Consider the following 25,392-nt stretch of genomic DNA (forward strand, 5'->3'; position numbering starts at 1 on the left):
CGCCCGGTTACATTCCGAACCCGGAAGCTAAGCCTTACAGCGCCGATGGTACTGCAGGGGGGACCCTGTGGGAGAGTAGGACACCGCCGAACAATCATTCAAAGGGTTGGATCCTGAACTTCGGTTCGGGGTCCAACCCTTTTTTGTTGTGCGTTACTTGAAGTTCACGTTGCGCAAGCAGCATCCGAAGCATGGGTACTGCTGCAATGCTCAGGGCCGCCGGTGTCGGAGTCGGTGACGAGGTCGTCGTGCCGGCCTTCGGGAACGTCGAGGTCGCCGAGGCGGTGACACTCGCGGGTGCGCTGCCGGTGTTCGCGGACATACATCCGTTGAGCTACTGCCTTGACGCGTCCGCTGTAGAAGCGGCCGTGACTCCGCGGACGGCGGCCATCGTCGTCGTACACCGATTCGGGCGACCGGCCGATATGGCGCGGCTGCTCGAAGTCGGGCAGCGGCACGGGCTGTTGGTGCTTCAGGAGGGTGACTCCGACGCGCCGTACGACGAGGTCGCGCAGCGTCGGGAGCGGGCCTGCTATCTCGATGGGAAGTTGCGCGGGGTGCGCACGCCCGATGGTGGGGACGGGCACACCTATCAGCAGTACGTCGTGCGGGTGCCGGGGAACGGGCGGCCGGACCGGGACGCCTTCGCACGGGCCCTGCGGAGCAAGGGAGTTGAGTGCCGTGTGCCCGTGAAGACGCCCGTGCACCGACTGCCGGAGTTCCGGCGGTGCATGTCGCTGCCGGTGACCGAGCGGGCCGCCGACGAGACGCTCGCGCTGCCGGTCGACGCCTCGCTGACCAAGCGGGACATGCAGCGGGTCGTGGCCGCGTGCAATGCGCTCGGGGGACTGCTTCAGCCTGCTTTCTGAGCGAGTTGGGAGCAGGAGTCTGTTCGGGGTATGATCTATTCCGTTGCCACGGGGGAAACCTCGAAAAGGCGACTGGCCCCCTTAGCTCAGTCGGCAGAGCGTCTCCATGGTAAGGAGAAGGTCAACGGTTCGATTCCGTTAGGGGGCTCCAGCCAAAAGGCCCCGCCCATTCGGGCGGGGCCTTTTTCGTGCTCTCCCTCAGTCCGTGTGGAGACCCGGGACGCGCATGGCCAGGATCGCCATGTCGTCGGACGGGGCGTCGGAGGCGAAGCGTTCGACCGCGCGCATGATGCGGGCCGCGACCGCGCCGGCCGTCAGGCCCGTGCAGGTGGTGAGGACATCGGCGAGGCCGTCGTCGCCCAGCATGCGGGTGCCTTCGCGGCGCTCGGTGACGCCGTCCGTGACACAGAGGAGGACATCGCCCGGGTCGAGGGTGACCGTCTGCTCGTAGAGCTCCAGATCCTCCATGACGCCGAGGAGCGGCTGGGGTTCGGCGGCCGGTTCGACGGTGCCGTCCTGGCGCAGGCGCAGCGGGAGCGGGTGGCCGGCGCAGACGACCTTCAGACGGGCGCTGCCGTCCTCCTGCGGCCACAGCTCGCCGTAGAGGAGGGTCAGGAAGCGGCTGCGGGCGCCCTCGTCCAGGATCGCGGAGTTCAGACGCTCCAGGACGGCCGGGCCGCTCAGTCCCTCGCGAGCGAGCAGCCTGAGGGCGTGCCGGGCCAGGCCGGTGACCGCCGCCGCGTTCGGGCCCGTACCGCAGACGTCGCCGATGGCGAAGCCGTAGGCGCCGTCGCGGATGGGGAAGACGTCGTAGAAGTCGCCGCCGACTTCGTTGCCCTCGCCAGCCGCGCGGTAGATGACCTCGACCTCGACGCCGTCGATCTCCGGGAGCTCGGGCGGCAGGAGGCTGCGCTGGAGGGACTGGCTGATCGCCGTGCGCTCGGAGTAGAGGCGGGCGTTGTCCAGGGCGAGGGCGGCCCGGCGGGACAAGTCCTCGGCCAGCTCCAGGATTTCCTGGCGGAAGTGTTCGTCGGTGGGCTTGCCGAGGGTCAGCATGCCGATGACGCGGTTGCGGGCGACCAGGGGGAGGACGACGATCTCGCCGCCCACCGCGGAGGCCGTGGCGAGCGTGGGGCCGATCCCGGAAGCGACTTGGTGGGTGGGGCCGCCGCTGAGGCCGAGGCTGCGCATAGAGCTGCGCAGGGCCGCCTGATGGGCCGCCTCGCCGGGGGCCGACCAGACGCGGGCGCCGGGGGTGGGAACCGGGTCGGGTGGTTGGATCTTCGAGAGCAACGACTTGATGCCGTCGATGAGTTCCTCGTCCTCGTGCAGGACGTACGACAGGTAGGGCTCCGAGGCCTGGTCGGCGATCGTGTAGACGGCGCACCAGGTGGCCAGCGTCGGAACGGTCATCTGGGCCATGAGGGCGAGGGTCTGGTCGCGGTCCAGGGTGCCGGCCAGGAGGTCGGAGGCCTCGACCAGGAAGCTCAGGGAGCCTCGGCGCAGGCGTTCGAGTTCGCCGAGGCGGGCCGACTCGACCGCCAACGCGATGCGGTCGGCAGCGAATTGAAGGCGCAGGGCCTCTTCGTTCGAGTATCTGCCGGGGGCTTCGGCGGCGACGCCGAGGGAACCGGTGAGGCGGCCCTCGACCTTCAGCGGGACGGTGACGACCGAGCGCATACCGGTGCCGTTCAGGAGCGGAACCGCGCCCGGTACGGCCGCAAGATCGTCGTGGACTGCCGGCATTCGGGCCGAGCCGTAGCGGCCGGGGCCCGCCTCGACGGGCACGCGCGCGAAGCGCTGTCGGGCGGAGGGCAGGCCGGTGGAGGCGCGGACCTCCAACTCCGTCTCGTCGTCGGTCGCGAGGAGCAGGAAGGCGGAGTCGCCGTCGAGCATGTCGCGTGCGCGTTCGACCGTGCGCTGGAGGAGACCGTCGAGGTCGTCCGGGGCCGGCGAGCCGATGAACACCTCGAAGGGGTCGGCGCTCTGGCCGTCGGAGGAGGTGGTCGTGTCGGAGGCGGGGACGCGCAACGGTGTCTGGAGTACGGCGCGTTCGTGGTCGCGGACCAGGAGGCAGACCGTGGAGGGCTCGCCGCCGGTGTCGCGGACGCGCAGGTGGGAGGCGTAGACCGAGGTGACGCGGCCGTTGGCGGCCCTTATGCCGTAACTGCCTTCCCAGCGCGAGAGTTGGAGGGCCTCGGCGATTCCGGTGCCGGTGCCCGGGGTGTGCGGCCAGGCCGCGAGGTCGGTCAGGGGCTTGCCGATGACCTGTTCGGCTGCGTAGCCGAAGAGTTCCTCGGCGTCCTCGTTCCACGAGGTGATGGCGCACGTACGGTCGATCTGGACGACGGCGACGCGGACGCGGCCGTCGGCCAGCGGGAGGAGGTCCGCGGGCAGGGACGGGCCCGCGCTGCGAGTGCCCACCGGGCGTTCGGGAAGGTCGAGTTGGAACCAGACCAGCTTGTGGGTGGGGGTGTAGTCGACGCCCCAGCGGCCGGCGAGCGCGGCGCAGAGCTGGAGGCCGCGGCCGCCCTCGCGGTCGAGGTTGCCCATGTTGACGGCCTGGCCCTGGAGCGGGATCTCGCGCTCGGGGTAGCGGTCGGCCACCTCGATCCGTACACCCTCGTCACTGCGCAGGCACAGAACGTCCGCGGAGGTGCCCGCGTGGACGACGGCGTTGGTGACCAGTTCGCTGGTGAGGACCACCGCGTCGTCGACGATGTCGGCGAAGCCCCAGCCCTGGAGGGTGTCGCGGACGAAGGACCGGGCGGTCGCTACCGATCGTCCGACGGGCTCGAAGCTGGCGGCCGCGCGCGCGGTGATCACGGAACTCCTCGACCGGTTGTCGATGTGCAGGGCTGCCTGGCCGACCAGCTCGTGCCGCTGCTGCGGCAGACCGCCCGTCGGCCGGGGATCCGGGGTCTGTCCCCCGGGGATCAGTCCGGTGGTCATGTGTGCGGCCGCCCTCCGATGCCCGCTCGTGCTCCTGCCACCGCCCAGGCCGGACGGACCGGCTCGGCTGGACAGCCGCATGCAAGGTTACTTACCTTCGACGGCCGTGCGGATGCCTGTCTGCAGTGTTTCCGTCCGGAGGGTGTGCGGACGATGTGCGAAGCTGCCGAACTGTTATGGCCGGGTTCAACCAGGGTGAAACACTGGGCAGGCTCCTGAAGAAGGTGCGGGCAGGCCGAGTGGCTTACGTGTGCGGCGGGCAGCAGCCCGTGGTGCAGCTTTGCATGCCTGATTGAAATATCGCTGTAGTAAGCAGAAGCGCGCGGCGGCAACCGGTACGTCGCGCAGTAGCACCCGATCACAGCAGTAACGGTCGACCCCTGCGGGAGGGACACAGTGGAGTCTGGCGCAGCGACGCGGGGCACTAAGACGCGTGCGAAGGGCGGACAGGCCCCGAGCGGCCAGCGCAAACCGCGGGGTGGGACCACCGCGGTGGACACAGCTGCCCTGGACCGGCTGCTGGCGGCGCTGGTCTCGATGCGTGACGGGAACTTCCGCAAGCGGCTCACGGTGTCCGGCGACGGCGTGGTGTCGGAGATCGCGGCGGTTTTCAACGAGGTGGCCGACCGCAATCTGCATCTGACGGGTGAGCTGTCGCGAGTGCGGCGCATGGTGGGCCGTGAGGGCAAGCTCACGGAAAGGCTGGAAACAGGTGCCTGTGAGGGCTCCTGGGCGGCCGCCATCGACGCCTCCAACGCCCTGGTGGACGATCTCGTACGGCCCGTCTCCGAGGTCGGCCGGGTGCTGTCCGCGGTTGCGGAGGGCGATCTCTCGCCCCGGATGGAGCTCAGGACCCAGGCGCCGGACGGTACGGGACATCCGCTGCGCGGGGAGTTCCTGAAGGTCGGGCGGACTGTAAACAACCTTGTCGATCAGTTGTCGACGTTCACCGACGAGGTCACGCGTGTGGCCAGCGAGGTCGGTACGGAGGGCAAGCTCGGCGGCCAGGCACGCGTGCGTGGCATGTCGGGTTCGTGGAAGGACCTCACCGAGTCCGTCAACACCATGGCGTACCGGCTGACCGCCCAGGTGCGGGACATCGCCCTGGTGACCACGGCGGTCGCCAAGGGCGACCTGTCCCGGAAGGTCACCGTTCACGTGGCCGGCGAGATGCTGGAGCTGAAGAACACCGTCAACACGATGGTGGACCAGCTCTCGTCCTTCTCCTCCGAGGTGACCCGCGTCGCGCGCGAGGTGGGTGTCGAGGGCGAGCTCGGCGGTCAGGCGCAGGTGCCGGGTGTGGCCGGAGTGTGGAAGGACCTCACCGATTCGGTGAATCTGATGGCCGGCAATTTGACGGCCCAGGTGCGCGGGATCGCCCAGGTGACGACGGCGGTTGCCAATGGTGACCTGTCGCAGAAGGTGACGGTCTCCGCGCGCGGCGAGGTCGCCCAGCTCGCGGACACGATCAACCAGATGACCGAGACGCTGCGGATCTTCGCGGACGAGGTCACGCGCGTGGCCAACGAGGTCGGTGCCGAGGGGCAGCTCGGCGGACAGGCGAACGTGCCGGGTGCGGCGGGGACGTGGAAGGACCTCACCGATTCGGTGAACACGGTCTTCCGGAACCTCACCACGCAGGTGCGGGACATCGCCGCCGTGACGACGGCGGTGGCCAACGGTGACTTGTCGCAGAAGGTCACCGTGGATGTGGCCGGCGAGATGCTGGAGCTGAAGAACACCGTCAACGGGATGGTGGACCAGCTGTCCGCTTTCGGTGCCGAGGTCACGCGTGTGGCCCGCGAGATCGGTGTCGAGGGTGAGTTGGGCGGGCAGGCCCAGGTGCCCGGAGCCGCCGGTACGTGGAAGGACCTCACCGACTCCGTCAACACGGCGTTCCGCAACCTCACCGGACAGGTGAGGAACATCGCCCAGGTGACGACGGCGGTGGCCAACGGTGACCTGTCGCAGAAGGTCACCGTGGACGTCTCGGGCGAGATGCTCCAGCTGAAGAACACCGTGAACACGATGGTGGACCAGCTGTCGGCCTTCGCCGACCAGGTGACGCGGATGGCCCGGGACGTGGGTACCGAGGGCCGCCTCGGCGGTCAGGCGGTCGTGCCGGGTGTGTCGGGGACCTGGAAGGAACTCACCGACTCCGTCAACTTCATGGGTGGCAACCTCACCTCGCAGGTGCGGCAGATCGCCCAGGTGACGACCGCGGTGGCCCGGGGTGACCTGTCGCAGAAGATCGATGTGGACGCGCGGGGCGAGATCCTGGAGCTGAAGAACACCATCAACACGATGGTCGACCAGCTCTCCGCCTTCGCCGACCAGGTGACCCGTGTCGCGCGCGAGGTGGGTACCGAGGGCCGCCTCGGCGGTCAGGCGCAGGTACCCGGCGTCGCCGGTGTGTGGCGGGACCTGACCGACTCCGTGAACGGAATGGCAGGAAACCTTACTGCCCAGGTGCGCAACATCGCCCAGGTGGCCACCGCGGTGGCCCGGGGTGACCTGTCGCAGAAGATCGATGTGGACGCGCGGGGCGAGATCCTGGAGCTGAAGAACACCCTCAACACGATGGTGGACCAGCTCTCCAGCTTCGCCGACCAGGTGACGCGAGTGGCCCGCGAGGTGGGTACCGAGGGCATCCTCGGCGGTCAGGCCGAGGTGCAGGGGGTCTCCGGCACCTGGAAGGACCTCACGCAGTCCGTGAACTTCATGGCCAACAACCTGACCATCCAGGTGCGCAACATCGCCGAGGTGACCACCGCGGTCGCCAAGGGCGATCTCTCGAAGAAGATCACCGTCGACGCGAAGGGCGAGATCCTCGAACTCGTCACCACCGTCAACACGATGGTCGACCAGCTGTCGTCCTTTGCCGAGCAGGTGACCCGGGTGGCCCGTGAGGTGGGCACCGAGGGCATCCTCGGCGGTCAGGCACACGCGTCGGGCGTCACGGGCATCTGGAAGGACCTCACCGACAACGTCAACCTGATGGCCAACAACCTCACCATGCAGGTGCGCAACATCTCCCAGGTCGCGAACGCGGTCGCCAACGGCGACCTCACGCGGACGGTGACGATCGAGGCGCGCGGCGAGGTCGCGCAGCTCGCCGACACCTTCAACACCATGGTGAAGACGCTGAGTTCGTTCGCCGACCAGGTCACCAAGGTGGCCCGTGAGGTGGGCACGGACGGCATTCTGGGCGGTCAGGCGCGGGTGCCCGGTGTGGCCGGTACGTGGAAGGACCTCACCGAGTCCGTGAACCAGATGGCGTCCAACCTGACCGGTCAGGTGCGGAACATCGCCATGGTGACCACGGCCATCGCCAAGGGCGACCTGACGAAGAAGATCGACATCGACGCGCGCGGTGAGATCCTGGAGTTGAAGACCACCATCAACACGATGGTCGACCAGCTGTCCTCCTTCGCCGAGGAGGTCACCCGGGTCGCCCGCGAGGTGGGCACCGAAGGACAGCTCGGCGGCCAGGCACGCGTACGTGACGTCGACGGCACCTGGCGTGACCTCACCGAGTCCGTGAACGAAATGGCAGGAAACCTTACGCGCCAGGTGCGCGCCATCGCGCGCGTGGCGACCGCGGTGACCCGTGGTGACCTGAACCTGAAGATCGACGTGGACGCGTCCGGCGAGATCCAGGAACTCCAGGACTACATCAACAAGATGATCGCCAACCTGCGTGACACCACGATCGCCAACAAGGAGCAGGACTGGCTCAAGGGAAACCTGGCCCGTATCTCGGCGCTCATGCAGGGCCGCCGGGACCTGGAGGACGTGGCCTCGCTGATCATGAGCGAGCTGACACCGGTGGTAACCGCGCAGCACGGCGCGTTCTTCGTCGCGATGCCGCTCCTCGACGGCAAGGACATGAGCGCCGAGGCCGAGGACCAGTACGAACTGCGGATGCTCGGCTCGTACGGCTACTCGATGGGCTCCATGCCGACGTCGTTCCGGCCGGGCGAGGCGCTGATCGGGACGGCCGCCGAGGAGAAGCGCACGATCCTGGTGGAGAACGCGCCCAGCGGCTACCTGAAGATCTCCTCCGGTCTCGGAGAGGCGCCGCCCGCGCAAGTGATCGTCCTTCCGGTGCTGTTCGAGGGCAAGGTGCTCGGTGTCATCGAGCTCGCGTCCTTCACACCCTTTACGCAGATCCAGAAGGACTTCCTCAACCAGATCGCCGAGATGATCGCGACCAGCGTCAACACCATCTCCGTCAACACCAAGACGGAGGTGCTGCTGAAGCAGTCGCAGGAGCTGACCGAGCAGCTCAGGGAGCGGTCGGCCGAGTTGGAGAACCGGCAGAAGGCCCTCCAGGCCTCCAACGCCGAACTGGAGGAGAAGGCCGAGCTGCTGGCCCAGCAGAACCGCGACATCGAGGTGAAGAACACCGAGATCGAGGAGGCACGGCAGGTCCTGGAGGAGCGCGCCGAGCAACTCGCCGTATCCATGCGGTACAAGAGCGAGTTCCTGGCCAACATGTCGCACGAACTGCGTACACCGCTCAACTCGCTGCTGATCCTCGCCAAGCTGCTCGCCGACAACGCGGACTCCAACCTCACCCCGAAGCAGGTCGAGTTCGCCGAGACCATCCACGGGGCCGGCTCCGACCTGCTCCAGCTGATCAACGACATCCTCGACCTGTCGAAGGTCGAGGCGGGCAAGATGGACGTGTCCCCGACACGGATCGCGCTCGTGCAGCTCGTGGACTACGTGGAGGCGACCTTCCGGCCGCTGACCGCGGAGAAGGGCCTCGACCTGTCCGTGCGGGTCTCGCCCGAACTGCCCGCCACGCTGCACACCGACGAACAGCGGCTGCTGCAGGTGCTGCGCAACCTGCTGTCCAACGCGGTGAAGTTCACCGACTCCGGTGCGGTCGAGCTGGTCATCCGGCCCGCCGGACGGGATGTGCCACTGGCGATCCGGGAGCAGTTGTTGGAAGCCGGATCACTGCGCGACGCGGACGCCGATCTGATCGCGTTCTCCGTGACCGACACGGGCATCGGGATCGCAGGCAGCAAGATGCGGGTGATCTTCGAGGCGTTCAAGCAGGCCGACGGCACGACCAGCCGCAAGTACGGCGGCACCGGCCTCGGGCTGTCGATCTCGCGTGAGATCGCACAGCTGCTCGGCGGTGAGATCCACGCGCAGAGCGAGCCGGGACGCGGATCGACGTTCACGCTGTATTTGCCGCTGCACCCCAGCGAACTGCCGCCGCAGGGCTACCAGCAGTCCATGCCCGCCCTTGAGGCCGGCGACCTGGTGGCGTCCACGTCGGACAACGGGATGTCCGAGGTGCACATCGAGACGCCGGCCGAGGTGAAGTCGTATCAGGAGACGCAGAACGGTGCGGCTGCGCTCTTCCGGCGCCGCCGCAGGACCGCGCCCGGCCTCGAACAGCGCATCGGGCAGCCGGACCAGTGGTCGGCGGTGGAGCACCAGTCCACGCCCCAGCCGCGCCGGGGCATCCGGTTCGGCGGGGAGAAGGTGCTGATCGTCGACGACGACATCCGCAACGTCTTCGCGTTGACCAGCGTCCTCGAACAGCACGGGCTGTCCGTGCTGTACGCGGAGAACGGCCGTGAGGGCATCGAGGTGCTGGAGCAGCACGAGGACGTGGCGGTCGTTCTGATGGACATCATGATGCCCGAGATGGACGGGTACGCGACGACCACTGCGATCCGCAGGATGCCCCAGTTCGCGGGGCTTCCGATCATCGCGCTGACCGCCAAGGCCATGAAGGGCGACCGGGAGAAGGCCATCGAGTCGGGCGCCTCCGACTACGTGACCAAACCGGTCGATCCCGATCACCTGTTGTCGGTGATGGAGCAGTGGATGCGGGAGGAGTGATGGGAATCAGTGGAGTTCACACGGAGTTGCTGACTCAGTGTGCCCGACGCCGTGTAGAAGTACGGGATTCGGGGAACCTTCTGGTCTCCCACTACGTTTCTGCTTCGTGCACAGTGACATCGCGGTGACAGGGTGTGGCGACAGACAGGGTGCGGCTACGATGACCGGCACAAGGACGGGCGGCGAAAGGGAGTCGTCCCCAGGGGCGGCGCCCGGTGCACATCCGGGGCGAGGAGGGCGGGCCATGGTGCAGAAGGCCAAGATCCTCCTGGTCGATGACCGGCCGGAGAATCTGCTCGCGCTGGAGGCCATCCTCTCCGCGCTCGATCAGACACTGGTTCGGGCATCGTCCGGGGAGGAAGCGCTCAAGGCACTGCTCACGGACGACTTCGCGGTCATTCTGCTGGACGTCCAGATGCCGGGCATGGATGGTTTCGAGACCGCGGCGCACATCAAACGGCGGGAGCGGACCCGGGACATCCCGATCATCTTCCTGACCGCGATCAACCACGGGCCGCACCACACCTTCCGTGGCTACGCGGCGGGTGCGGTGGACTACATCTCCAAGCCCTTCGACCCGTGGGTGCTGCGCGCGAAGGTCTCGGTGTTCGTCGAGCTCTACATGAAGAACTGCCAGCTGCGCGAGCAGGCGGCGCTGCTGCGGCTCCAGTTGGAGGGCGGCGGAGGCAAGGCAGCGGTCGGTGACGCGAAGGAGCCGGCGGGACTGCTCGCAGAGTTGTCCGCGCGGCTGGCCGCCGTCGAGGAGCAGGCCGAGGCGCTGTCCAAGCAACTGGACGACGAGTCCGCCGACGCGGCGGCAGTGGCCACCGCGGCCCATCTCGAACGCAAACTCACGGGGTTGCGGCGGGCGCTCGACGCGCTGGAGCCGGGCACCGGGAGTTCGCCTTCGGTGCCCTCGCAGAACTGACGCCCGCCGAAGGAGCCCTTGAGCCCGCGTCAGTTCGACACCTCCCCAGGAGCGACACGAACGGGTGAAGCAGTGGGCACACGTGTCCGCGGTCGTCTCCACCGGTAATCTCACACCTATGGCCTCACGTCCCTCCGCAGCCAAGAAGCAGCCCGCCAAGAAGGCTGCCGCTCCCGCGAAGGGTCCGGCGAAGAAGGCCGCTGCGAAGAAAGCGCCGGCCAAGAAGGCCGCCGCGAAGAGGGCGGCGCCGAAGCCGGCGCCCAGCCCGACCGGGGGCGTTCTCCGGCTCATCCGTGCCGTCTGGCTCGGCCTCGCCCATGCCGTGGGCGCGGTGTTCCGCGGGATAGGGCAGGGCGCGAAGAACCTCGACCCCGCGCACCGGAAGGACGGCGTGGCGCTTCTGCTGCTCGCCCTCGGACTGATCGTCGCCGCCGGAACCTGGTCGAACCTGCGCGGTCCCGTCGGGGACCTGGTCGAGATCATCGTGACCGGCGCTTTCGGACGGCTCGACCTGCTCGTGCCGATACTGCTCGCGGTCATCGCCGTACGGTTCATCAGGCACCCCGAGAAGCCCGAGGCCAACGGCCGGATCGTGATCGGCCTTTCGGCGCTCGTGATCGGCGTGCTGGGCCAGGTCCACATCGCCTGCGGCTCGCCCGCCCGCAGCGACGGCATGCAGGCGATAAGGGACGCCGGCGGCCTCATCGGCTGGGCAGCGGCGACCCCGCTGACGTACACCATGGGCGAGGTCCTCGCCGTACCGCTGCTCGTCCTGCTGACGGTCTTCGGGCTGCTCGTCGTCACGGCCACCCCGGTCAACGCCATCCCGCGGCGATTGCGGGAGCTCGGCGTGCGCCTCGGCATCGTGCACAACCCGGCCGAGGACGAACTCGGCGAGGACGACGAGCGCTACGACGAGCAGTGGCGCGAGGCGCTGCCCGCGCGCGGGCGCAGGCGAGGTCCCGCGCCCGAGTCGTACGACCCCGACGGCGCGGAGCAGGAGGCCCTCTCAACGCGCCGTGGGCGCCCCAGGCGGTCCGCGGTGCCGCAGCCCGCGATGGACCGGCAGATGGACGCCGTGGACATCGCCGCGGCCGCCGCCGCGGACCTGGACGGCGTCGTCATGCACGGCCTGCCGCCCTCGCCCCTTGTCGCCGACCTCACGCAGGGCGTGAGCGTGGGCGACCGGGTGGAGACGACCCCGGTACCCACACCCGTCCCGGCCGCGCGACCCAAACAGGACGCGCGGCCCAAGCAGGAGAAGCTCAAGGTCGAGGTCGCCGACCTCACCAAGCCGGCTCCCGAGGCTCCGAGCGACCTGCCCCCGCGCGCGGAGCAGCTCCAGCTGTCCGGCGACATCACCTACTCGCTTCCCTCGCTCGACCTGCTGGAGCGCGGCGGCCCCGGTAAGGCGCGCAGCGCGGCCAACGACGCCGTGGTCGCCTCGCTGACGAACGTCTTCACGGAGTTCAAGGTCGACGCCGCCGTCACCGGCTTCACGCGCGGGCCGACGGTCACGCGCTACGAGGTCGAGCTCGGCCCCGCCGTGAAGGTCGAGCGGATCACCGCGCTCACCAAGAACATCGCCTACGCCGTCGCCAGCCCCGATGTGCGGATCATCAGCCCGATCCCCGGGAAGTCGGCAGTCGGCATCGAGATCCCGAACACCGACCGGGAGATGGTCAACGTCGGTGACGTGCTGCGTCTCGCCGACGCCGCCGAGGACGATCACCCGATGCTCGTCGCGCTCGGCAAGGACGTCGAGGGCGGTTACGTCATGGCGAACATGGCGAAGATGCCGCACATCCTCGTGGCCGGCGCCACCGGTTCCGGTAAATCGTCGTGCATTAACTGCTTGATCACTTCGATCATGTGCCGCGCGACCCCCGAGGACGTCCGGATGGTCCTCGTCGACCCCAAGCGCGTCGAGCTGACGGCGTACGAGGGCATCCCACACCTGATCACGCCGATCATCACCAACCCGAAGCGGGCGGCCGAGGCCCTGCAATGGGTCGTACGGGAGATGGATCTGCGCTACGACGACCTCGCGGCGTTCGGATACCGGCACATCGACGACTTCAACCAGGCCGTCCGAGACGGCAAGCTGAAGACGCCGGAGGGCAGCGAGCGGGAGCTGAAGACCTACCCGTATCTTCTGGTGATCGTCGACGAGCTGGCCGACCTGATGATGGTCGCGCCGCGGGACGTCGAGGACTCGATCGTGCGCATCACACAGCTCGCGCGCGCGGCAGGCATCCACCTGGTGCTCGCCACCCAGCGGCCCTCGGTCGACGTCGTCACCGGTCTGATCAAGGCGAACGTGCCCTCAAGGCTCGCGTTCGCCACCTCCTCGCTCGCCGACAGCCGCGTCATCCTGGACCAGCCGGGCGCTGAGAAGCTGATCGGCAAGGGCGACGGGCTGTACCTGCCGATGGGTCAGAACAAGCCCACCCGTATGCAGGGCGCCTTTGTCACCGAGGACGAGATCGCGGCGGTCGTCCAGCACTGCAAGGACCAGATGGCACCCGTCTTCCGGGACGACGTCACCGTGGACACCAAGCAGAAGAAGGAGATCGACGAGGAGATCGGCGACGATCTCGACCTGCTGTGCCAGGCGGCCGAGCTGGTCGTCTCCACGCAGTTCGGGTCGACCTCCATGCTCCAGCGCAAGCTCCGGGTCGGGTTCGCGAAGGCGGGGCGTCTGATGGACCTGATGGAGTCCCGGGGCATCGTCGGACCGAGCGAGGGGTCCAAGGCTCGTGACGTTCTTGTGAAGGCTGACGAGCTGGACGGAGTGCTCGCGGTGATTCGCGGGGAGGCTTAGGGGGAGTCCGGAGCAGGTGCGGCCACCGATGTGCGATCGTGACTCACCCGTAAGGGATCATTGAGCAACCGTTTCCCTTCGGCGTACGTCAAGTTGAGGGAAGCGAAGAGCTGCTGCCCCACCATCGGCGTGTCCGGCCATTCCGATGGCGTACAAAGTCCCACCGCCCGCTTGCCCCACCCTTTCGTACCCCCCCTAGACTGAACCTCCAGCACAGGTGGCTTAAACGCTCGAAAGGCGCCCCCGTGTCCATCGGCAACTCCCCTGAAGACGAGCGTCCGTTCGAAGACGACCGGCAGGAAGCCCGCATCTCCGTCGGTCACGCCCTGAAACAGGCGCGGATCGCGGCTGGGCTGACCGTCGACGACGTCAGCAACGCCACCAGGGTCCGCATCGCCATCGTGCATGCCATCGAGGCGGACGACTTCGCCCCCTGCGGTGGCGACGTGTACGCCCGGGGCCACATCCGGACCCTGGCCAAGGCCGTCCACCTGGATCCGACCCCCCTTCTGGACCAGTTCGCCGCCGATCACGGTGGCGGGCGTCCGGCTCCGACCCCGGCCGCCCCGCTGTTCGAGGCGGAACGCATCCGCCCAGAGCGGCGCGGTCCCAACTGGACCGCGGCGATGGTCGCCGCGATCGTGGCCGTGATCGGCTTCGTCGGGTTCACCGCCTTCAAGGGCGGCGACGACGGCGGGACGGCACAGATCGCCGACGGCACCACGCCCGCCACCAGCACGTCGCCCACTCCCAAGTCCGACAAGACCACCAAGGACCCGAAGCCGACCCCGTCCGACAGCGCCATCGCGGCCGCGCCCCAGGACAAGGTGACCGTCCAGGTCAGCGCCGCCGACGGAAAGAGCTGGATCTCGGCCAAGGACCACAACGGACGCACCTTGTTCGACGGGCTGCTCCAGCAGGGCGACACCAAGACCTTCCAGGACAGCGAGAAGGTCAACCTCGTCCTCGGTGACGCCGGCGCGATCCAGCTGTACGTGAACGGCAAGAAGATCGACGACGACTGGCAGCCCGGTGCCGTGGAGCGCCTGACGTACACGAAGGGCGACCCGCTGGTCGGCTAGGGATCTGTTCGGTTCCGCCGCGAAGGGGTTGGCCAAGATCGGCCAGCCCCTTCGACATGGGGTGTCAGTGGGACGAAGTAGTCTTGAGCCCATGCCTGAACGCCGTACCGTCGCACTCGTCACCCTTGGCTGCGCCCGTAACGAGGTGGACTCGGAGGAGCTCGCAGGCCGTTTGGAGGCGGACGGCTGGGATCTCGTGGAGGACGCCGCCGACGCGGACGTCGCCGTCGTCAACACCTGTGGCTTCGTCGAGGCCGCCAAGAAGGACTCCGTCGACGCCCTCCTGGAGGCCAACGACCTCAAGGGGCACGGCAGAACCCAGGCCGTCGTGGCGGTGGGCTGCATGGCCGAGCGGTACGGCAAGGATCTCGCCGAGGCCCTGCCCGAGGCCGACGGAGTGCTCGGCTTCGACGACTACGCCGACATCTCCGACCGCCTGCAGACCATCCTGTCCGGTGGCATCCACGCCGCGCACACCCCGCGCGACCGGCGCAAGCTGCTGCCGATCAGCCCGGCCGAGCGCCAGGAGTCGGCGGCGTCCGTCGCCCTGCCCGGACACGGCCCGGCCGCCGAAGCCCCCGAGGTGGCTCCCGCGGATCTTCCGGAAGGCCTCGCCCCGGCCTCGGGCCCCCGTGCGCCCCTGCGCCGCCGTCTGGACGGTGCCCCGGTCGCCTCGGTGAAACTCGCCTCCGGCTGTGACCGGCGCTGCTCCTTCTGCGCCATCCCCTCCTTCCGAGGCTCCTTCATCTCCCGCCGCCCCTCGGACGTGCTGAACGAGACGCGCTGGCTGGCCGAGCAGGGAGTCAAGGAGATCATGCTGGTCTCCGAGAACAACACGTCGTACGGCAAGGACCTCGGCGACATCCGCCTGCTCGAGTCCCTCCTGCCCGAGCTCGCCGAGGTCGACGGCCTCGAACGCGTGCGCGTGAGCTACCTGCAGCCCGCCGAGATGCGGCCGGGCCTGATCGACGTGCTGACGTCCACGCCCAAGGTGGTGCCCTACTTCGACCTGTCCTTCCAGCACTCCGCCCCCGGTGTGCTGCGCGCGATGCGCCGCTTCGGCGACACCGACCGCTTCCTGGAGCTCCTGGACACCATCCGCGGCAAGGCCCCCGAGGCCGGCGTGCGCTCCAACTTCATCGTGGGCTTCCCGGGCGAGAGCGAGGCCGACCTCGCCGAGTTGGAGCGGTTCCTGAACGGCGCGCGACTGGACGCCATCGGCGTCTTCGGGTACTCCGACGAGGAGGGCACCGAGGCGGCGACGTACGACAACAAGCTGGACGAGGACGTCGTCGCCGAGCGGCTGGCGCATGTCTCCCGGCTCGCCGAGGAACTCGTCTCGCAGCGCGCCGAGGAGCGCGTCGGCGAGTCCGTGCACGTACTGGTCGAGTCGGTGGACGACGAGGGTGTCTACGGCCGTGGCGCGCACCAGGCGCCGGAGACCGACGGCCAGGTGCTGCTCACGAGCGGCGAAGGTCTGAGCGTCGGTCGTATGGTCGAGGCGAAGGTGGTCGGTACGGAGGGTGTCGACCTGGTGGCCGAGCCGTTGCAGGGCTCGCTCGCGTGTAGTGAGGAGGCGGGCAGATGACCGGAGTTCCGGCGTCCGCTGCGGGTGGCCCCTCCGCTGCGAAGGGCGGACCGGCGGGCGGGGTCTCGGGTGCCGCGTCCGGCGCGGCACCGAGCACTGCTTCGGACGCGGTCTCCGGTACGGCTGCCGAGGCCCGGGCGGGTGTAATCCCTGGCCTGGGTGTCGTCCCCGGGGCGGCTTCGGATGGCGGAGCCGACTCGGGCGCGAGGCCCGCGCGAGGCAAGAAGATCGCGGCCGCCGCCGTCAACCAGGCCAGTGTCTGGAACATCGCCAATCTGCTGACCATGCTCCGGCTGGTCCTGGTGCCCGGTTTCGTCGCGCTGATGCTGGCTGAGGGTGGGTACGACCCGGCGTGGCGGTCATTCGCCTGGGCGGCCTTCGCCGTGGCCATGATCACCGACCTGTTCGACGGGCACCTGGCGCGCACCTACAACCTCGTCACGGACTTCGGGAAGATCGCCGACCCCATCGCCGACAAGGCGATCATGGGAGCGGCGCTGATCTGTCTTTCCGGGCTCGGCGATCTCCCGTGGTGGGTGACGATCGTCATCCTCGGCCGGGAACTCGGGATCACCCTGCTGCGTTTCATCGTCATCCGGTACGGCGTGATCCCGGCGAGCCGTGGCGGCAAGCTCAAGACCCTCAGCCAGGGCATCGCCGTAGGGATGTACATCCTGGCGTTGACGGGGTGGCTGGCCACGGCGAGGTTCTGGGTGATGGCTGTGGCGGTCGTCCTGACCGTCGCGACCGGGGTCGACTATGTGAGACAGGCCATTGTGCTGCGCAGGCAGGGAATCGCCGAGCGCGAGGCGGCGTTGGAGGAGACGGAAGCGTGAATTCCCCGGCCGCCCAAGTGGTGCGACTACTCACTGTGAAGGGGCAGACGCTCGCGGTCGCCGAGTCGCTCACAGGTGGACTGGTTGCGGCGGAAATCACAGCGGCCCCGGGGGCGTCCCAGGCGTTCCGGGGTTCGGTGACCGCCTACGCCACCGAACTGAAGCATGAGCTGCTGGGTGTCGATGCCACCCTGCTGGCCCAGCGAGGTGCGGTGGATCCGCAGGTCGCGGCCCAGATGGCGGCCGGAGTGCGCAAGGCGCTCGGTGCCGACTGGGGCATCGCGACCACCGGAGTCGCGGGTCCGGAACCGCAGGACGGCAAGCCCGTCGGAACGGTCTTCGTGGCCGTCGAGGGGCCATCGGCGAATGCTTCCGCGACAGCCGGTGGCGAGAAAGTGACCGCGTTGCGGTTGAACGGCGACCGCGCGGAAATTCGTATGGAGAGTGTACGGAGCGTACTCGCACTGCTCCTGGAAGAGCTTACGAGCGAACAGACCGGGAATGAGCGGGCACAGGATACGGAACGGAACGGGGGGTTTTGATGTTTGCAGCCCTGAGTGAACACGACATCGCTCCCCGCACGGCCGCGGCGCAAGGCGGTACGGTGGGGCGTGAAGGATGCGGCTACGCGGTCCGAGGAGGGAGCCACCGATGATTCTGCTCCGTCGCCTGCTGGGTGACGTGCTGCGTCGGCAGCGCCAACGCCAGGGCCGTACTCTGCGCGAAGTCTCCTCGTCCGCCCGAGTCTCACTCGGCTATCTCTCCGAGGTGGAGCGGGGGCAGAAGGAGGCTTCCTCCGAGCTGCTGTCCGCGATCTGCGACGCGCTGGACGTACGGATGTCCGAGCTCATGCGGGAAGTGAGCGACGAGCTCGCCCTCGCCGAGCTGGCCCAGTCTGCTGCGGCCACGCCCAGCGAGCCGGTACCGGCAGCGGTGCGCCCGATGCTGGGTTCCGTCTCGGTCAAGGGTGTGCCACCGGAACGGGTGACCATCAAGGCGCCCAGCGAAGCGGTGGACGTCGTAGCGGCGTGACGCTCACGTCAGGTGTGCGCCGTCATGAGCTGACGGTGCGCTGAGGGAAGTGTGCGGGGCCCCGGACGGGCTTCTCCGAGTGATCTGGAGAGGCGCCGGTCGGGGTTTTCGTGCATTTTGGAGCAGTGGCCGTATCGGAGTGCGTGTGTGTGCCCTCGGTGCGCCCTGTCGGCGGGTGAGGCGGCGTTCTAGCGTCCGGGCTGGAGGTGGCTGCATGACGGGGCCGGGAGTGCGCCGGGGGTTGGCTCTCGGGCTCGGGGCACTGTGGTGGTGGGCCGTGGCGCGACTGGTGCTGGCTCCCGATGCCGGGGTACTCGAAGGAGCGGTCGCGGCCGGTGGGTGGGGGTTGAGCCTGCTGCCGGTGCACTGTGTGCCCAAGGCGCGGGCGGCGGGAGCCCTTGGTGCCGGGCGGTGGCGTCAGGCGTGGGGGGCGGGGAGAAGTGGCGGAGGGCGCGCGGTGGGGTCGGGTTCCTCCGGTGAACAGGGGCCTCCCGGTGGCGAGGACGGCCTCAGTGGGGATGCCGGTCCGCCTGAGTGAGCCGCACTGGTGGGGAGCGGCGGTGGGCTACCAGGGCATTGCCACCCCGCCGTTCGGGCGGAGGATCTGGCCCGTCGTGAAGGACGAGGCGTCCGAGGCCAGGTAGAGCACGGCGTGGGCGATGTCCTCCGGTTCGCCGACGCGGTTGAGTGGTGACAGGCGGGACATGAGCGCCTCGGTGTGGGCCTGAGCTTCCTCGTCGTGGCGTTCCGTCATGGGAGTGCGGATCCAGCCCGGGGCGACCGCGTTGACCCGGATGCCGTAGCAGCCGACCTCGGTGGCCAGGGTCTTCGTGAGCTGGACCACCGCCGCCTTGGCCGCGCCGTAGCAGAGCAGGCCGGGGCCGCCCGTGTCCACGGCGCCCGAAGCCATCGTGACGATGCTGCCCCTCGTCCTCCGGTCGAGCATCAGACGCGCCGCCTCCTGGCAGGCGTACAGCACGCCCTTGAAGTTGACGTTCAGCACGCGGTCGAGGTCCTCGTCCCTCGTCTCCAGGACCGGGCTGCTGTGCATGATCCCGGCGACCGCGGCCAGGACGTCCACGTGTCCGCAGGAGGCGATGGCGTGGTGGAGCTGTTCGCGGTCGGTGACATCGAGGGGGTGCGCGTGTGCGGAGCCGCCGGCGTCCTTGATCAGGGTCACCGTCTCGTGCAGGCCCTGCGCGTCGCGATCGGCGCAGTGCACGGTGGCGCCCGCCTCGGCGAGCAGGGCGGCGGATGCGCGGCCGATGCCGCTCGCGGCGCCGGTGACGAACGCGGAGCGCCCGGTGAGGTCGTACGCGCTGACGGCCATGGGGCGACGGTACGAGCGTTTCTGACGGATCGTCAATTGGTCGTACGGCGTGAGGTTCCGGGGTGGGTTCCGCTCGGTGCCCTGCGGTGCGGGCCGGGGCTCGGGGTCGGGCCGGTCTGGCAGGAGGGGCACCAGTACGTGGGGCGTTCGCGGGAACCGTCGCCCTGGTCGGCGATGCGGATGGAGGTGTGGCAGCGGAGGCAGGGGCGGGGGGCTCGGCCGTAGACGAAGAGGTCCTGGCCGCGGCGGCCAGTCGTGCTGCGGACCGGGCGGTCACGGTTGGCCTCCAGGAGCTTCTTGGCGAGCGTGGGCAGGTGCGCGGCACGGTCCGCGGGGAGTGCGCCGATGGGGAGCCAGGGGGTGGCGCCCAGCAGGAAGCAGAGCTCGCTCTTGTAGACGTTGCCGATGCCGGCGAGGTTTCGCTGGTCGAGGAGGGCCTCGCCGAGGGGGCGGGCGGGGTCCTTGAGGAGGTTCGCCAATGCCGTCTCCGGGTTCCAGTCCGGGCCCAGGAGGTCGGGGCCCAGGTGGCCGACCGCCTTGTCCTCGTCGGTGGTGCGAAGGAGTTCGAGGACGGGGAGGCGATAGCCGGCGGCTGTGCGGTCGGTGTTGCCGAGGATCGCGCGGATCTGGTGGGTGGGGCCGCCGGTCCAGCGCTGGTGGCCGGCGTACACCTTCCAGGAGCCGTCCATTCGGAGGTGGGAGTGGAGGGTCAGGCCGCCTTCGATGTGGGTGAGGAGGTGTTTGCCGCGGGGCGTGACGTCCAGGACTTCGCGGCCGGTGAGGTCGGTGGTGGCGTACTTGGGGACGCGGAGGTCGCTGCGGGTCAGGACCTTGCCGGCGAGGGCGTTGTGCAGGCGTCTTGCGGACTGCCAGATGGTGTCTCCTTCGGGCATGGTTCCAGGGTGGCACGGGGGTGGGGGCCTCGGCTTCGCCTTCGGCTGGGGCCACCCGCACCTGGGTGCTGGATCATGCGCGTAGGCGTAGGCCGCGTGGGGTGGCGATGAAGCCCGCCGATTCCAGGAGCGTGCCGATGGGGGAGGTCAGGGCCGACGTGCCGTTGACCCGTTCCACCGTGACTGTGCCGAGGGAACCGGCCTTGGCGGCTGTGGCGAGGGCTTCGGCCGCCGTGTGGAGGCGGGGGTCGTCGGTGGGGGTGGTGTCAGGCGCGGCGGGCCAGGCCAGGAGGGTCTTGCCGCCCCGTTCCATGTAGAGCGTGAGCTCGCCGTCGACCAGAACGACCAGGGAGCCTGCCTTACGGCCCGGCTTGTGGCCGGCCTCGGTCGGAGGGTCGGGCCAGGGGAGGGCGGCGCCGTAGGCGTTGGCGGGGTCGGCGGCGGCGAGGACCACGGCACGGCCGGCGTCGGAGGTGTTGCGACCGCGGCTGCTGTGGCCGGAGGCGTACGCGGGGGTGGCCTGCCAGTGCGGGGGAGTGGGGTGGGGCGGGTAGTCGCGTGGGGAGACGTACTCGTCGCGGGAGGAGGGCAGCGGAGAGCCGATCCCGGGTTCCGGGCTGCCGTTGTGGGTGGCTGTACCGGGGGAATCGAAAGCGCTGGTCCAGTCCCAGTCGTCGGCCGTCGGGTCTCCTTGCGCGGCGGCGGGACTGTGGGGGGCATCGGGGGGTGTGCCGGAGTCCCACGGGGCGGGAGCGGCGCTACCCGGAACGGGCTCGCCCCGGTTGCGGGCGTTGGACACCGCGCGGAGGCGGTCGACCGCGCCGTCCATGGCGAACTGGGCTGCGCCGAGGCCCTCCACGACGTAGCCGCGGCGGGCCTGGCCGCTGTCCTCGAAGGCGGAGAGGATGCGGTACGTCGCTGAGAAGCCGCCCTCCACACCCTCTGCCGCGACGGCTCCGCGGGTGACCACTCCGTGGCGGTCGAGGAGGGTGCGGGCCAGGGCGTGGGCGCGCACGGTCGGGTCGGACTCGCGCTGGGGGAGCAGGGACCAGCGGCCGGCGACCGTCGGTGGGCCGGTGCGGGAGGCGGGGCGGGCGGCGGCGGTCAGGGAGCCGTAGCGGCCGCGGGGGATCGTGCGTTTGGCGCGGTGGGCGGTGGAGCCCGCGGTGCGGCCGGAGCCCAGCAGAGAGCGCATGGGGGTGAGGGTGTCGTTGGTGAGTCGGCCGGACCAGGCCAGGTCCCATACGGCGTCGGCCAGTTGGGGGTCGGTGGCGTCGGGATGGGTGGTGGCGCGGACCTGGTCGGCGATCTGGCGGAAGAACAGGCCGTAGCCGCCGGAGAGGGCGTCTAGGACGGACTGGTGGATTGCTGTGAGCTCCAGAGGATGCGGCGGTGGCAGGAGGCGGGGGGCCGCGTCCGCGAGGTACAGGGAGACCCAGCCGTCCTTGCCGGGGAGTCCGCCCGCTCCGGCCCATACGATCTCCCCGGCGGCGGTGAGTTCGTCCAGCATGGCCGGGGTGTAGTTCGCGACGCGTGAGGGCAGTACGAGTTTCTCCAGGGCGGAGGCGGGCACGGACGCGCCCTGCAACTGTTCGACCGCGCGCACCAGTCCGTCGGTTCCGCGCAGGGAATGGCCCTTGCCGATGTGCTGCCACTGCGGCAGGAACTGGGCGAGGGCCGGTGGGGGCACCGGTTCGAGTTCGTGTCGCAGGGCGGCGAGGGACCGGCGGCGCAGGCGGCGGAGCACTGTCGCGTCGCACCACTCCTGTCCGATGCCCGCCGGGTGGAATTCCCCCTGTACGACGCGGCCGCTCGCGCCGAGGCGCTGCAGAGCGCCCTCGGTGACCGCCGTGCCCAGACCGAAACGGGCCGCGGCCGTCGCCGAGGTGAACGGGCCATGGGTGCGGGCGTACCGGGCGAGGAGGTCACCGAGGGGATCCTTGACCGGCTCGGTGAAGGCCTCCGGGACACCGACCGGCAGCGCTGTGCCGAGGGCGTCGCGCAGGCGCCCCGCGTCCTCGATCGCCGCCCAGTGCCCGGTGCCGGCGATGCGGACCTTGATGGCGCGGCGGGCTCCGGCGAGGTCCTGCGCCCACCGCGGCTCTGCGCCCCGCTCGGCCAACTCGGCGTCCGTGAGCGGTCCGAGGAGGCGGAGGAGGTCCGCGACGCCTTCGGCGTCCTTGACGCGGCGGTCCTCCGTGAGCCACTGGAGCTCCCGCTCCAGCTCGGTCAGTACCTCCGCGTCGAGCAGCTCGCGCAGCTCCGCCTGGCCGAGCAGCTCGGCCAGCAGACGGGAGTCCAGCGAGAGGGCCGCAGCGCGGCGCTCGGCGAGCGGTGAGTCGCCCTCGTAGAGGAACTGGGCGACGTAGCCGAACAGGAGGGAGCGGGCGAAGGGCGAGGGCTCGGGAGTGGTCACCTCGACCAGGCGGACCTTGCGGGACTCCAGGTCGCCCATCAGCTCGACGAGGCCGGGAACGTCGAAGACGTCCTGGAGGCACTCGCGAACCGCCTCCAGGACGATGGGGAACGATCCGAACTCGCTCGCCACCTGCAGCAGTTGAGAGGCGCGCTGACGCTGCTGCCACAGCGGGGTGCGCTTGCCGGGGTTGCGGCGGGGGAGCAGGAGGGCGCGGGCGGCGCACTCGCGGAAGCGGGAGGCGAACAGCGCCGAGCCGCCGACCTGATCGGTGACCATCCGGTCGACCTCGCCCTTGTCGAAGACGACGTCCGCGGCGCCTACGGGGGCCTGCTCGGCGTCGTACTCCGTACCGATCCTCGTCGGTTCCTGGTCGAGGAGGTCGAGGCTCATCAGGTCGGCGTCGGGCAGCCGCAGGACGATGCCGTCGTCGGCGTGCATGACCTGGGCGTCCATGCCGTAGCGCTCGGAGAGCTTGGCGCCGAGGGCCAAGGCCCACGGGGCGTGGACCTGGGCGCCGAAGGGGGAGTGGACGACCACCCGCCAGTCGCCGAGTTCGTCGCGGAAGCGCTCCACGACGATGGTGCGGTCGTCCGGGACGTGGCCGCAGGCCTCGCGCTGCTCGTCGAGGTAGGACAGCACGTTGTCCGCCGCCCACGCGTCCAGGCCGGCGGCGAGGAGACGGAGGCGGGCGTCCTCCTTGGGGAGCGAGCCGACCTCACGGAGGAACGCGCCCACCGCGCGGCCGAGTTCGAGCGGGCGGCCCAGCTGGTCGCCCTTCCAGAACGGGAGCCTGCCCGGGACGCCGGGGGCGGGAGAGACCAGTACCCGGTCTCGGGTGATGTCCTCGATGCGCCAGGAGCTGGTGCCGAGCGTGAAGACGTCGCCCACGCGCGACTCGTAGACCATCTCCTCGTCCAGCTCGCCGACCCTGCCGCCGCCCTTCTTGGGATCGGCGCCGGCGAGGAAGACACCGAAGAGACCGCGGTCGGGGATGGTGCCGCCGGAGGTGACGGCGAGGCGCTGGGCGCCGGGGCGACCGGTGATCGTGCCGGCGACGCGGTCCCAGACAACGCGGGGGCGCAGCTCGGCGAAGGCGTCGGAGGGATAGCGGCCGGCGAGCATGTCGAGGACCGCGGTGAAGGCGGACTCGGGAAGGGAGGCAAAGGGGGCCGCCCTGCGGACGGTGGCGAGAAGGTCGTCCAGTTGCCAGGTGTCCATCGCGGTCATCGCGACGAGCTGCTGGGCGAGCACGTCCAGGGGGTTGGCAGGGACCCTGAGGGACTCGATGGAACCGGTGCGCATGCGTTCCGTGACGACCGCCGCCTGGACCAGGTCGCCCCGGTACTTCGGGAAGACCACGCCGGTGGAGACGGCGCCGACCTGGTGGCCCGCGCGGCCGACGCGCTGGAGACCGGAGGCGACGGATGGGGGTGACTCGACCTGGACGACGAGGTCCACCGCGCCCATGTCGATGCCCAGTTCGAGGCTGGATGTCGCCACTACGGCGGGGAGTCGGCCTGCCTTGAGGTCCTCCTCGACCAAAGCGCGCTGTTCCTTGGAGACCGAGCCGTGGTGGGCTCGGGCGATGACCGGGGGTGCGCCCTGCGCCGCGCCGGAGCCGCCCATGAGTTCTGCCGGGGCGTGGTGTTCGTCCAAGGGCTCGCCGGTGGCGCGTTCGTAGGCGATCTCGTTGAGGCGGTTGCAGAGGCGCTCCGCGAGGCGGCGGGAGTTCGCGAAGACGATCGTGGAGCGGTGGGACTGGACCAGGTCGGTGATGCGCTCCTCGACGTGGGGCCAGATCGAGGGCCGTTCCGCGCCTTCGGAGCCGTCGGCGACCGGGGAGCCGCCCAGTTCGCCCAGGTCCTCCACCGGGACCACCACCGAGAGGTCGAACTCCTTGCCGGACTTCGGCTGGACGATCTCCACCTTGCGCTGGGGGGAGAGGTAGCGGGCGATCTCGTCGACCGGGCGGACCGTGGCGGAGAGGCCGATGCGGCGGGCCGGCTTCGGGAGGAGTTCGTCCAGGCGCTCCAGGGAGAGCGCCAGATGAGCGCCGCGCTTGGTGCCGGCCACGGCGTGGACCTCGTCGAGGATCACTGTCTCGATGCCGGTGAGCGCGTCCCGGGTCGCCGACGTCAGCATCAGGAACAGGGATTCCGGGGTGGTGATCAGGATGTCCGGGGGGCGGGTGGAGAGGGCTCGGCGCTCGGCGGGAGGGGTGTCGCCGGAGCGGATGCCCACCCTGACCTCGGGTTCGGGCAGGCCCAGGCGGACGGATTCCTGGCGGATGCCGGTGAGGGGGCTGCGGAGGTTGCGCTCCACGTCCACGGCCAGGGCCTTGAGGGGGGAGACGTAGAGGACTCGGCAGCGCTTCCTGGGGTCTGCGGGTGGGGGCGTGGAGGCGAGCTGGTCGAGGGCGGCCAGGAAGGCGGCCAGGGTCTTGCCGGAGCCGGTGGGGGCGACGACGAGTACGTCCGAGCCCTGTGCGATGGCCTGCCATGCGCCGGCCTGGGCGGTGGTGGGTGCGTCGAACGCCCCCGTGAACCAGCCGCGGGTCGCGGGGGAGAAGCCGTTCAGGGCTCGGTGTGCTGGGCTGACCATGCGTCCATCCTGCACCTGGGGACTGACAACGGGTGCCTGCGGCGGTTGGGCGGGGGTGGGGGGTGCCTGCGGCGGCCTGTGCGGGTTCGGTGGGGGCGGGCGTTTTGCGCAGTTCCCCGCGCCCCTATGTGCCTGCGGCGGCCTGCCTCGGTTCGGGGGGGGGTGTGTAG

At 69.7% G+C, this 25,392-nt stretch carries 14 protein-coding genes, 1 tRNA gene and 1 rRNA gene; 12 read left to right on the plus strand and 4 right to left on the minus strand.

Annotation, left to right across the window (positions count from 1 at the left end):
• From rrf to ACI2L1_RS42715, 3 genes are all read left to right on the plus strand, one after another.
• Window positions 1–92 (plus strand): 5S ribosomal RNA (gene rrf, locus ACI2L1_RS42705); the annotation flags it as partial.
• A 114-nt stretch (window positions 93–206) separates the two neighbouring features.
• Entirely contained in the window at window positions 207–869 is a 663-nt protein-coding gene (locus ACI2L1_RS42710; RefSeq protein WP_404744892.1) for a DegT/DnrJ/EryC1/StrS family aminotransferase, read from the plus strand.
• Window positions 870–944: 75 nt separating this feature from the next.
• Window positions 945–1,020 (plus strand) — tRNA-Thr (locus tag ACI2L1_RS42715).
• 47 nt (window positions 1,021–1,067) lie between these two features.
• Here ACI2L1_RS42715 and ACI2L1_RS42720 read toward each other — a convergent pair.
• Complete coding sequence (locus ACI2L1_RS42720) at window positions 1,068–3,821, minus strand: SpoIIE family protein phosphatase (protein WP_404744880.1); 2,754 nt, start codon at window positions 3,819–3,821, stop codon at window positions 1,068–1,070.
• Between the two features lie 396 nt (window positions 3,822–4,217).
• Here ACI2L1_RS42720 and ACI2L1_RS42725 point away from each other — a divergent pair, with 396 nt between their 5' ends.
• The 9 genes from ACI2L1_RS42725 to ACI2L1_RS42765 all read left to right on the plus strand — a co-directional run bounded on the left by ACI2L1_RS42725 (window position 4,218) and on the right by ACI2L1_RS42765 (window position 18,517).
• Complete coding sequence (locus tag ACI2L1_RS42725; protein ID WP_404744881.1) at window positions 4,218–9,689, plus strand: HAMP domain-containing protein; 5,472 nt, start codon at window positions 4,218–4,220, stop codon at window positions 9,687–9,689.
• A 244-nt stretch (window positions 9,690–9,933) separates the two neighbouring features.
• Window positions 9,934–10,617, plus strand: a complete 684-nt coding sequence (locus ACI2L1_RS42730; protein WP_328641248.1) for a response regulator — start codon at window positions 9,934–9,936, stop codon at window positions 10,615–10,617.
• 118 nt (window positions 10,618–10,735) lie between these two features.
• Entirely contained in the window at window positions 10,736–13,441 is a 2,706-nt protein-coding gene (locus tag ACI2L1_RS42735) for a DNA translocase FtsK (protein ID WP_404744882.1), read from the plus strand.
• 245 nt (window positions 13,442–13,686) lie between these two features.
• The gene (locus ACI2L1_RS42740; protein WP_404744883.1) at window positions 13,687–14,523 is read left to right on the plus strand and encodes a helix-turn-helix domain-containing protein; all 837 of its coding nucleotides are present in this window, start codon (window positions 13,687–13,689) and stop codon (window positions 14,521–14,523) included.
• A 91-nt stretch (window positions 14,524–14,614) separates the two neighbouring features.
• On the plus strand, window positions 14,615–16,111 hold the full coding sequence (gene rimO / locus ACI2L1_RS42745; protein ID WP_404744884.1) for a 30S ribosomal protein S12 methylthiotransferase RimO: 1,497 nt from the start codon (window positions 14,615–14,617) through the stop codon (window positions 16,109–16,111).
• Window positions 16,108–16,947, plus strand: coding sequence for a CDP-diacylglycerol--glycerol-3-phosphate 3-phosphatidyltransferase (pgsA, locus tag ACI2L1_RS42750; RefSeq protein WP_404744885.1), 840 nt, complete (start codon window positions 16,108–16,110; stop codon window positions 16,945–16,947). Before rimO ends, pgsA begins: the two co-directional genes overlap by 4 nt.
• Window positions 16,944–17,489: a CinA family protein gene (locus ACI2L1_RS42755; protein ID WP_404744886.1), complete on the plus strand. Its 546-nt coding sequence runs from the start codon at window positions 16,944–16,946 to the stop codon at window positions 17,487–17,489. Before pgsA ends, ACI2L1_RS42755 begins: the two co-directional genes overlap by 4 nt.
• 109 nt (window positions 17,490–17,598) lie before the next feature.
• A complete protein-coding gene (locus tag ACI2L1_RS42760) occupies window positions 17,599–17,979 on the plus strand; it encodes a helix-turn-helix domain-containing protein (RefSeq protein WP_404744887.1) in 381 nt (126 codons plus the stop codon).
• A 214-nt stretch (window positions 17,980–18,193) separates the two neighbouring features.
• On the plus strand, window positions 18,194–18,517 hold the full coding sequence (locus ACI2L1_RS42765) for a hypothetical protein (protein WP_404744888.1): 324 nt from the start codon (window positions 18,194–18,196) through the stop codon (window positions 18,515–18,517).
• A 27-nt stretch (window positions 18,518–18,544) separates the two neighbouring features.
• On the opposite strand, the gene ACI2L1_RS42770 is transcribed toward ACI2L1_RS42765, so the two are convergent.
• The 3 genes from ACI2L1_RS42770 to ACI2L1_RS42780 form a co-directional block, all read right to left on the minus strand.
• Window positions 18,545–19,309 (minus strand): SDR family NAD(P)-dependent oxidoreductase, encoded by a 765-nt coding sequence (locus tag ACI2L1_RS42770; protein ID WP_404744889.1) that lies wholly within the window; start codon window positions 19,307–19,309, stop codon window positions 18,545–18,547.
• A 32-nt stretch (window positions 19,310–19,341) separates the two neighbouring features.
• Window positions 19,342–20,202, minus strand: coding sequence for an Fpg/Nei family DNA glycosylase (locus ACI2L1_RS42775; RefSeq protein ID WP_404744890.1), 861 nt, complete (start codon window positions 20,200–20,202; stop codon window positions 19,342–19,344).
• 73 nt (window positions 20,203–20,275) lie between these two features.
• Complete coding sequence (locus ACI2L1_RS42780; RefSeq protein ID WP_404744891.1) at window positions 20,276–25,222, minus strand: ATP-dependent helicase; 4,947 nt, start codon at window positions 25,220–25,222, stop codon at window positions 20,276–20,278.
• Window positions 25,223–25,392: the final 170 nt, after the last annotated feature.

This window comes from Streptomyces sp. NPDC019531, assembly GCF_044903305.1.
Lineage (GTDB): Bacteria > Actinomycetota > Actinomycetes > Streptomycetales > Streptomycetaceae > Streptomyces.

Coding starts and splice junctions, on each gene's coding strand:
- ACI2L1_RS42775 (WP_404744890.1), bottom strand. CDS start 20,202: ATGCCCGAAGGAGACACCATCTGGCAGTCCGCAAGACGCCTGCACAAC.
- ACI2L1_RS42720 (WP_404744880.1), bottom strand. CDS start 3,821: ATGACCACCGGACTGATCCCCGGGGGACAGACCCCGGATCCCCGGCCG.
- ACI2L1_RS42770 (WP_404744889.1), bottom strand. CDS start 19,309: ATGGCCGTCAGCGCGTACGACCTCACCGGGCGCTCCGCGTTCGTCACC.
- ACI2L1_RS42710 (WP_404744892.1), top strand. CDS start 207: ATGCTCAGGGCCGCCGGTGTCGGAGTCGGTGACGAGGTCGTCGTGCCG.
- ACI2L1_RS42735 (WP_404744882.1), top strand. CDS start 10,736: ATGGCCTCACGTCCCTCCGCAGCCAAGAAGCAGCCCGCCAAGAAGGCT.
- ACI2L1_RS42780 (WP_404744891.1), bottom strand. CDS start 25,222: ATGGTCAGCCCAGCACACCGAGCCCTGAACGGCTTCTCCCCCGCGACC.
- ACI2L1_RS42760 (WP_404744887.1), top strand. CDS start 17,599: ATGATTCTGCTCCGTCGCCTGCTGGGTGACGTGCTGCGTCGGCAGCGC.
- ACI2L1_RS42730 (WP_328641248.1), top strand. CDS start 9,934: ATGGTGCAGAAGGCCAAGATCCTCCTGGTCGATGACCGGCCGGAGAAT.
- pgsA (WP_404744885.1), top strand. CDS start 16,108: ATGACCGGAGTTCCGGCGTCCGCTGCGGGTGGCCCCTCCGCTGCGAAG.
- rimO (WP_404744884.1), top strand. CDS start 14,615: ATGCCTGAACGCCGTACCGTCGCACTCGTCACCCTTGGCTGCGCCCGT.
- ACI2L1_RS42765 (WP_404744888.1), top strand. CDS start 18,194: ATGACGGGGCCGGGAGTGCGCCGGGGGTTGGCTCTCGGGCTCGGGGCA.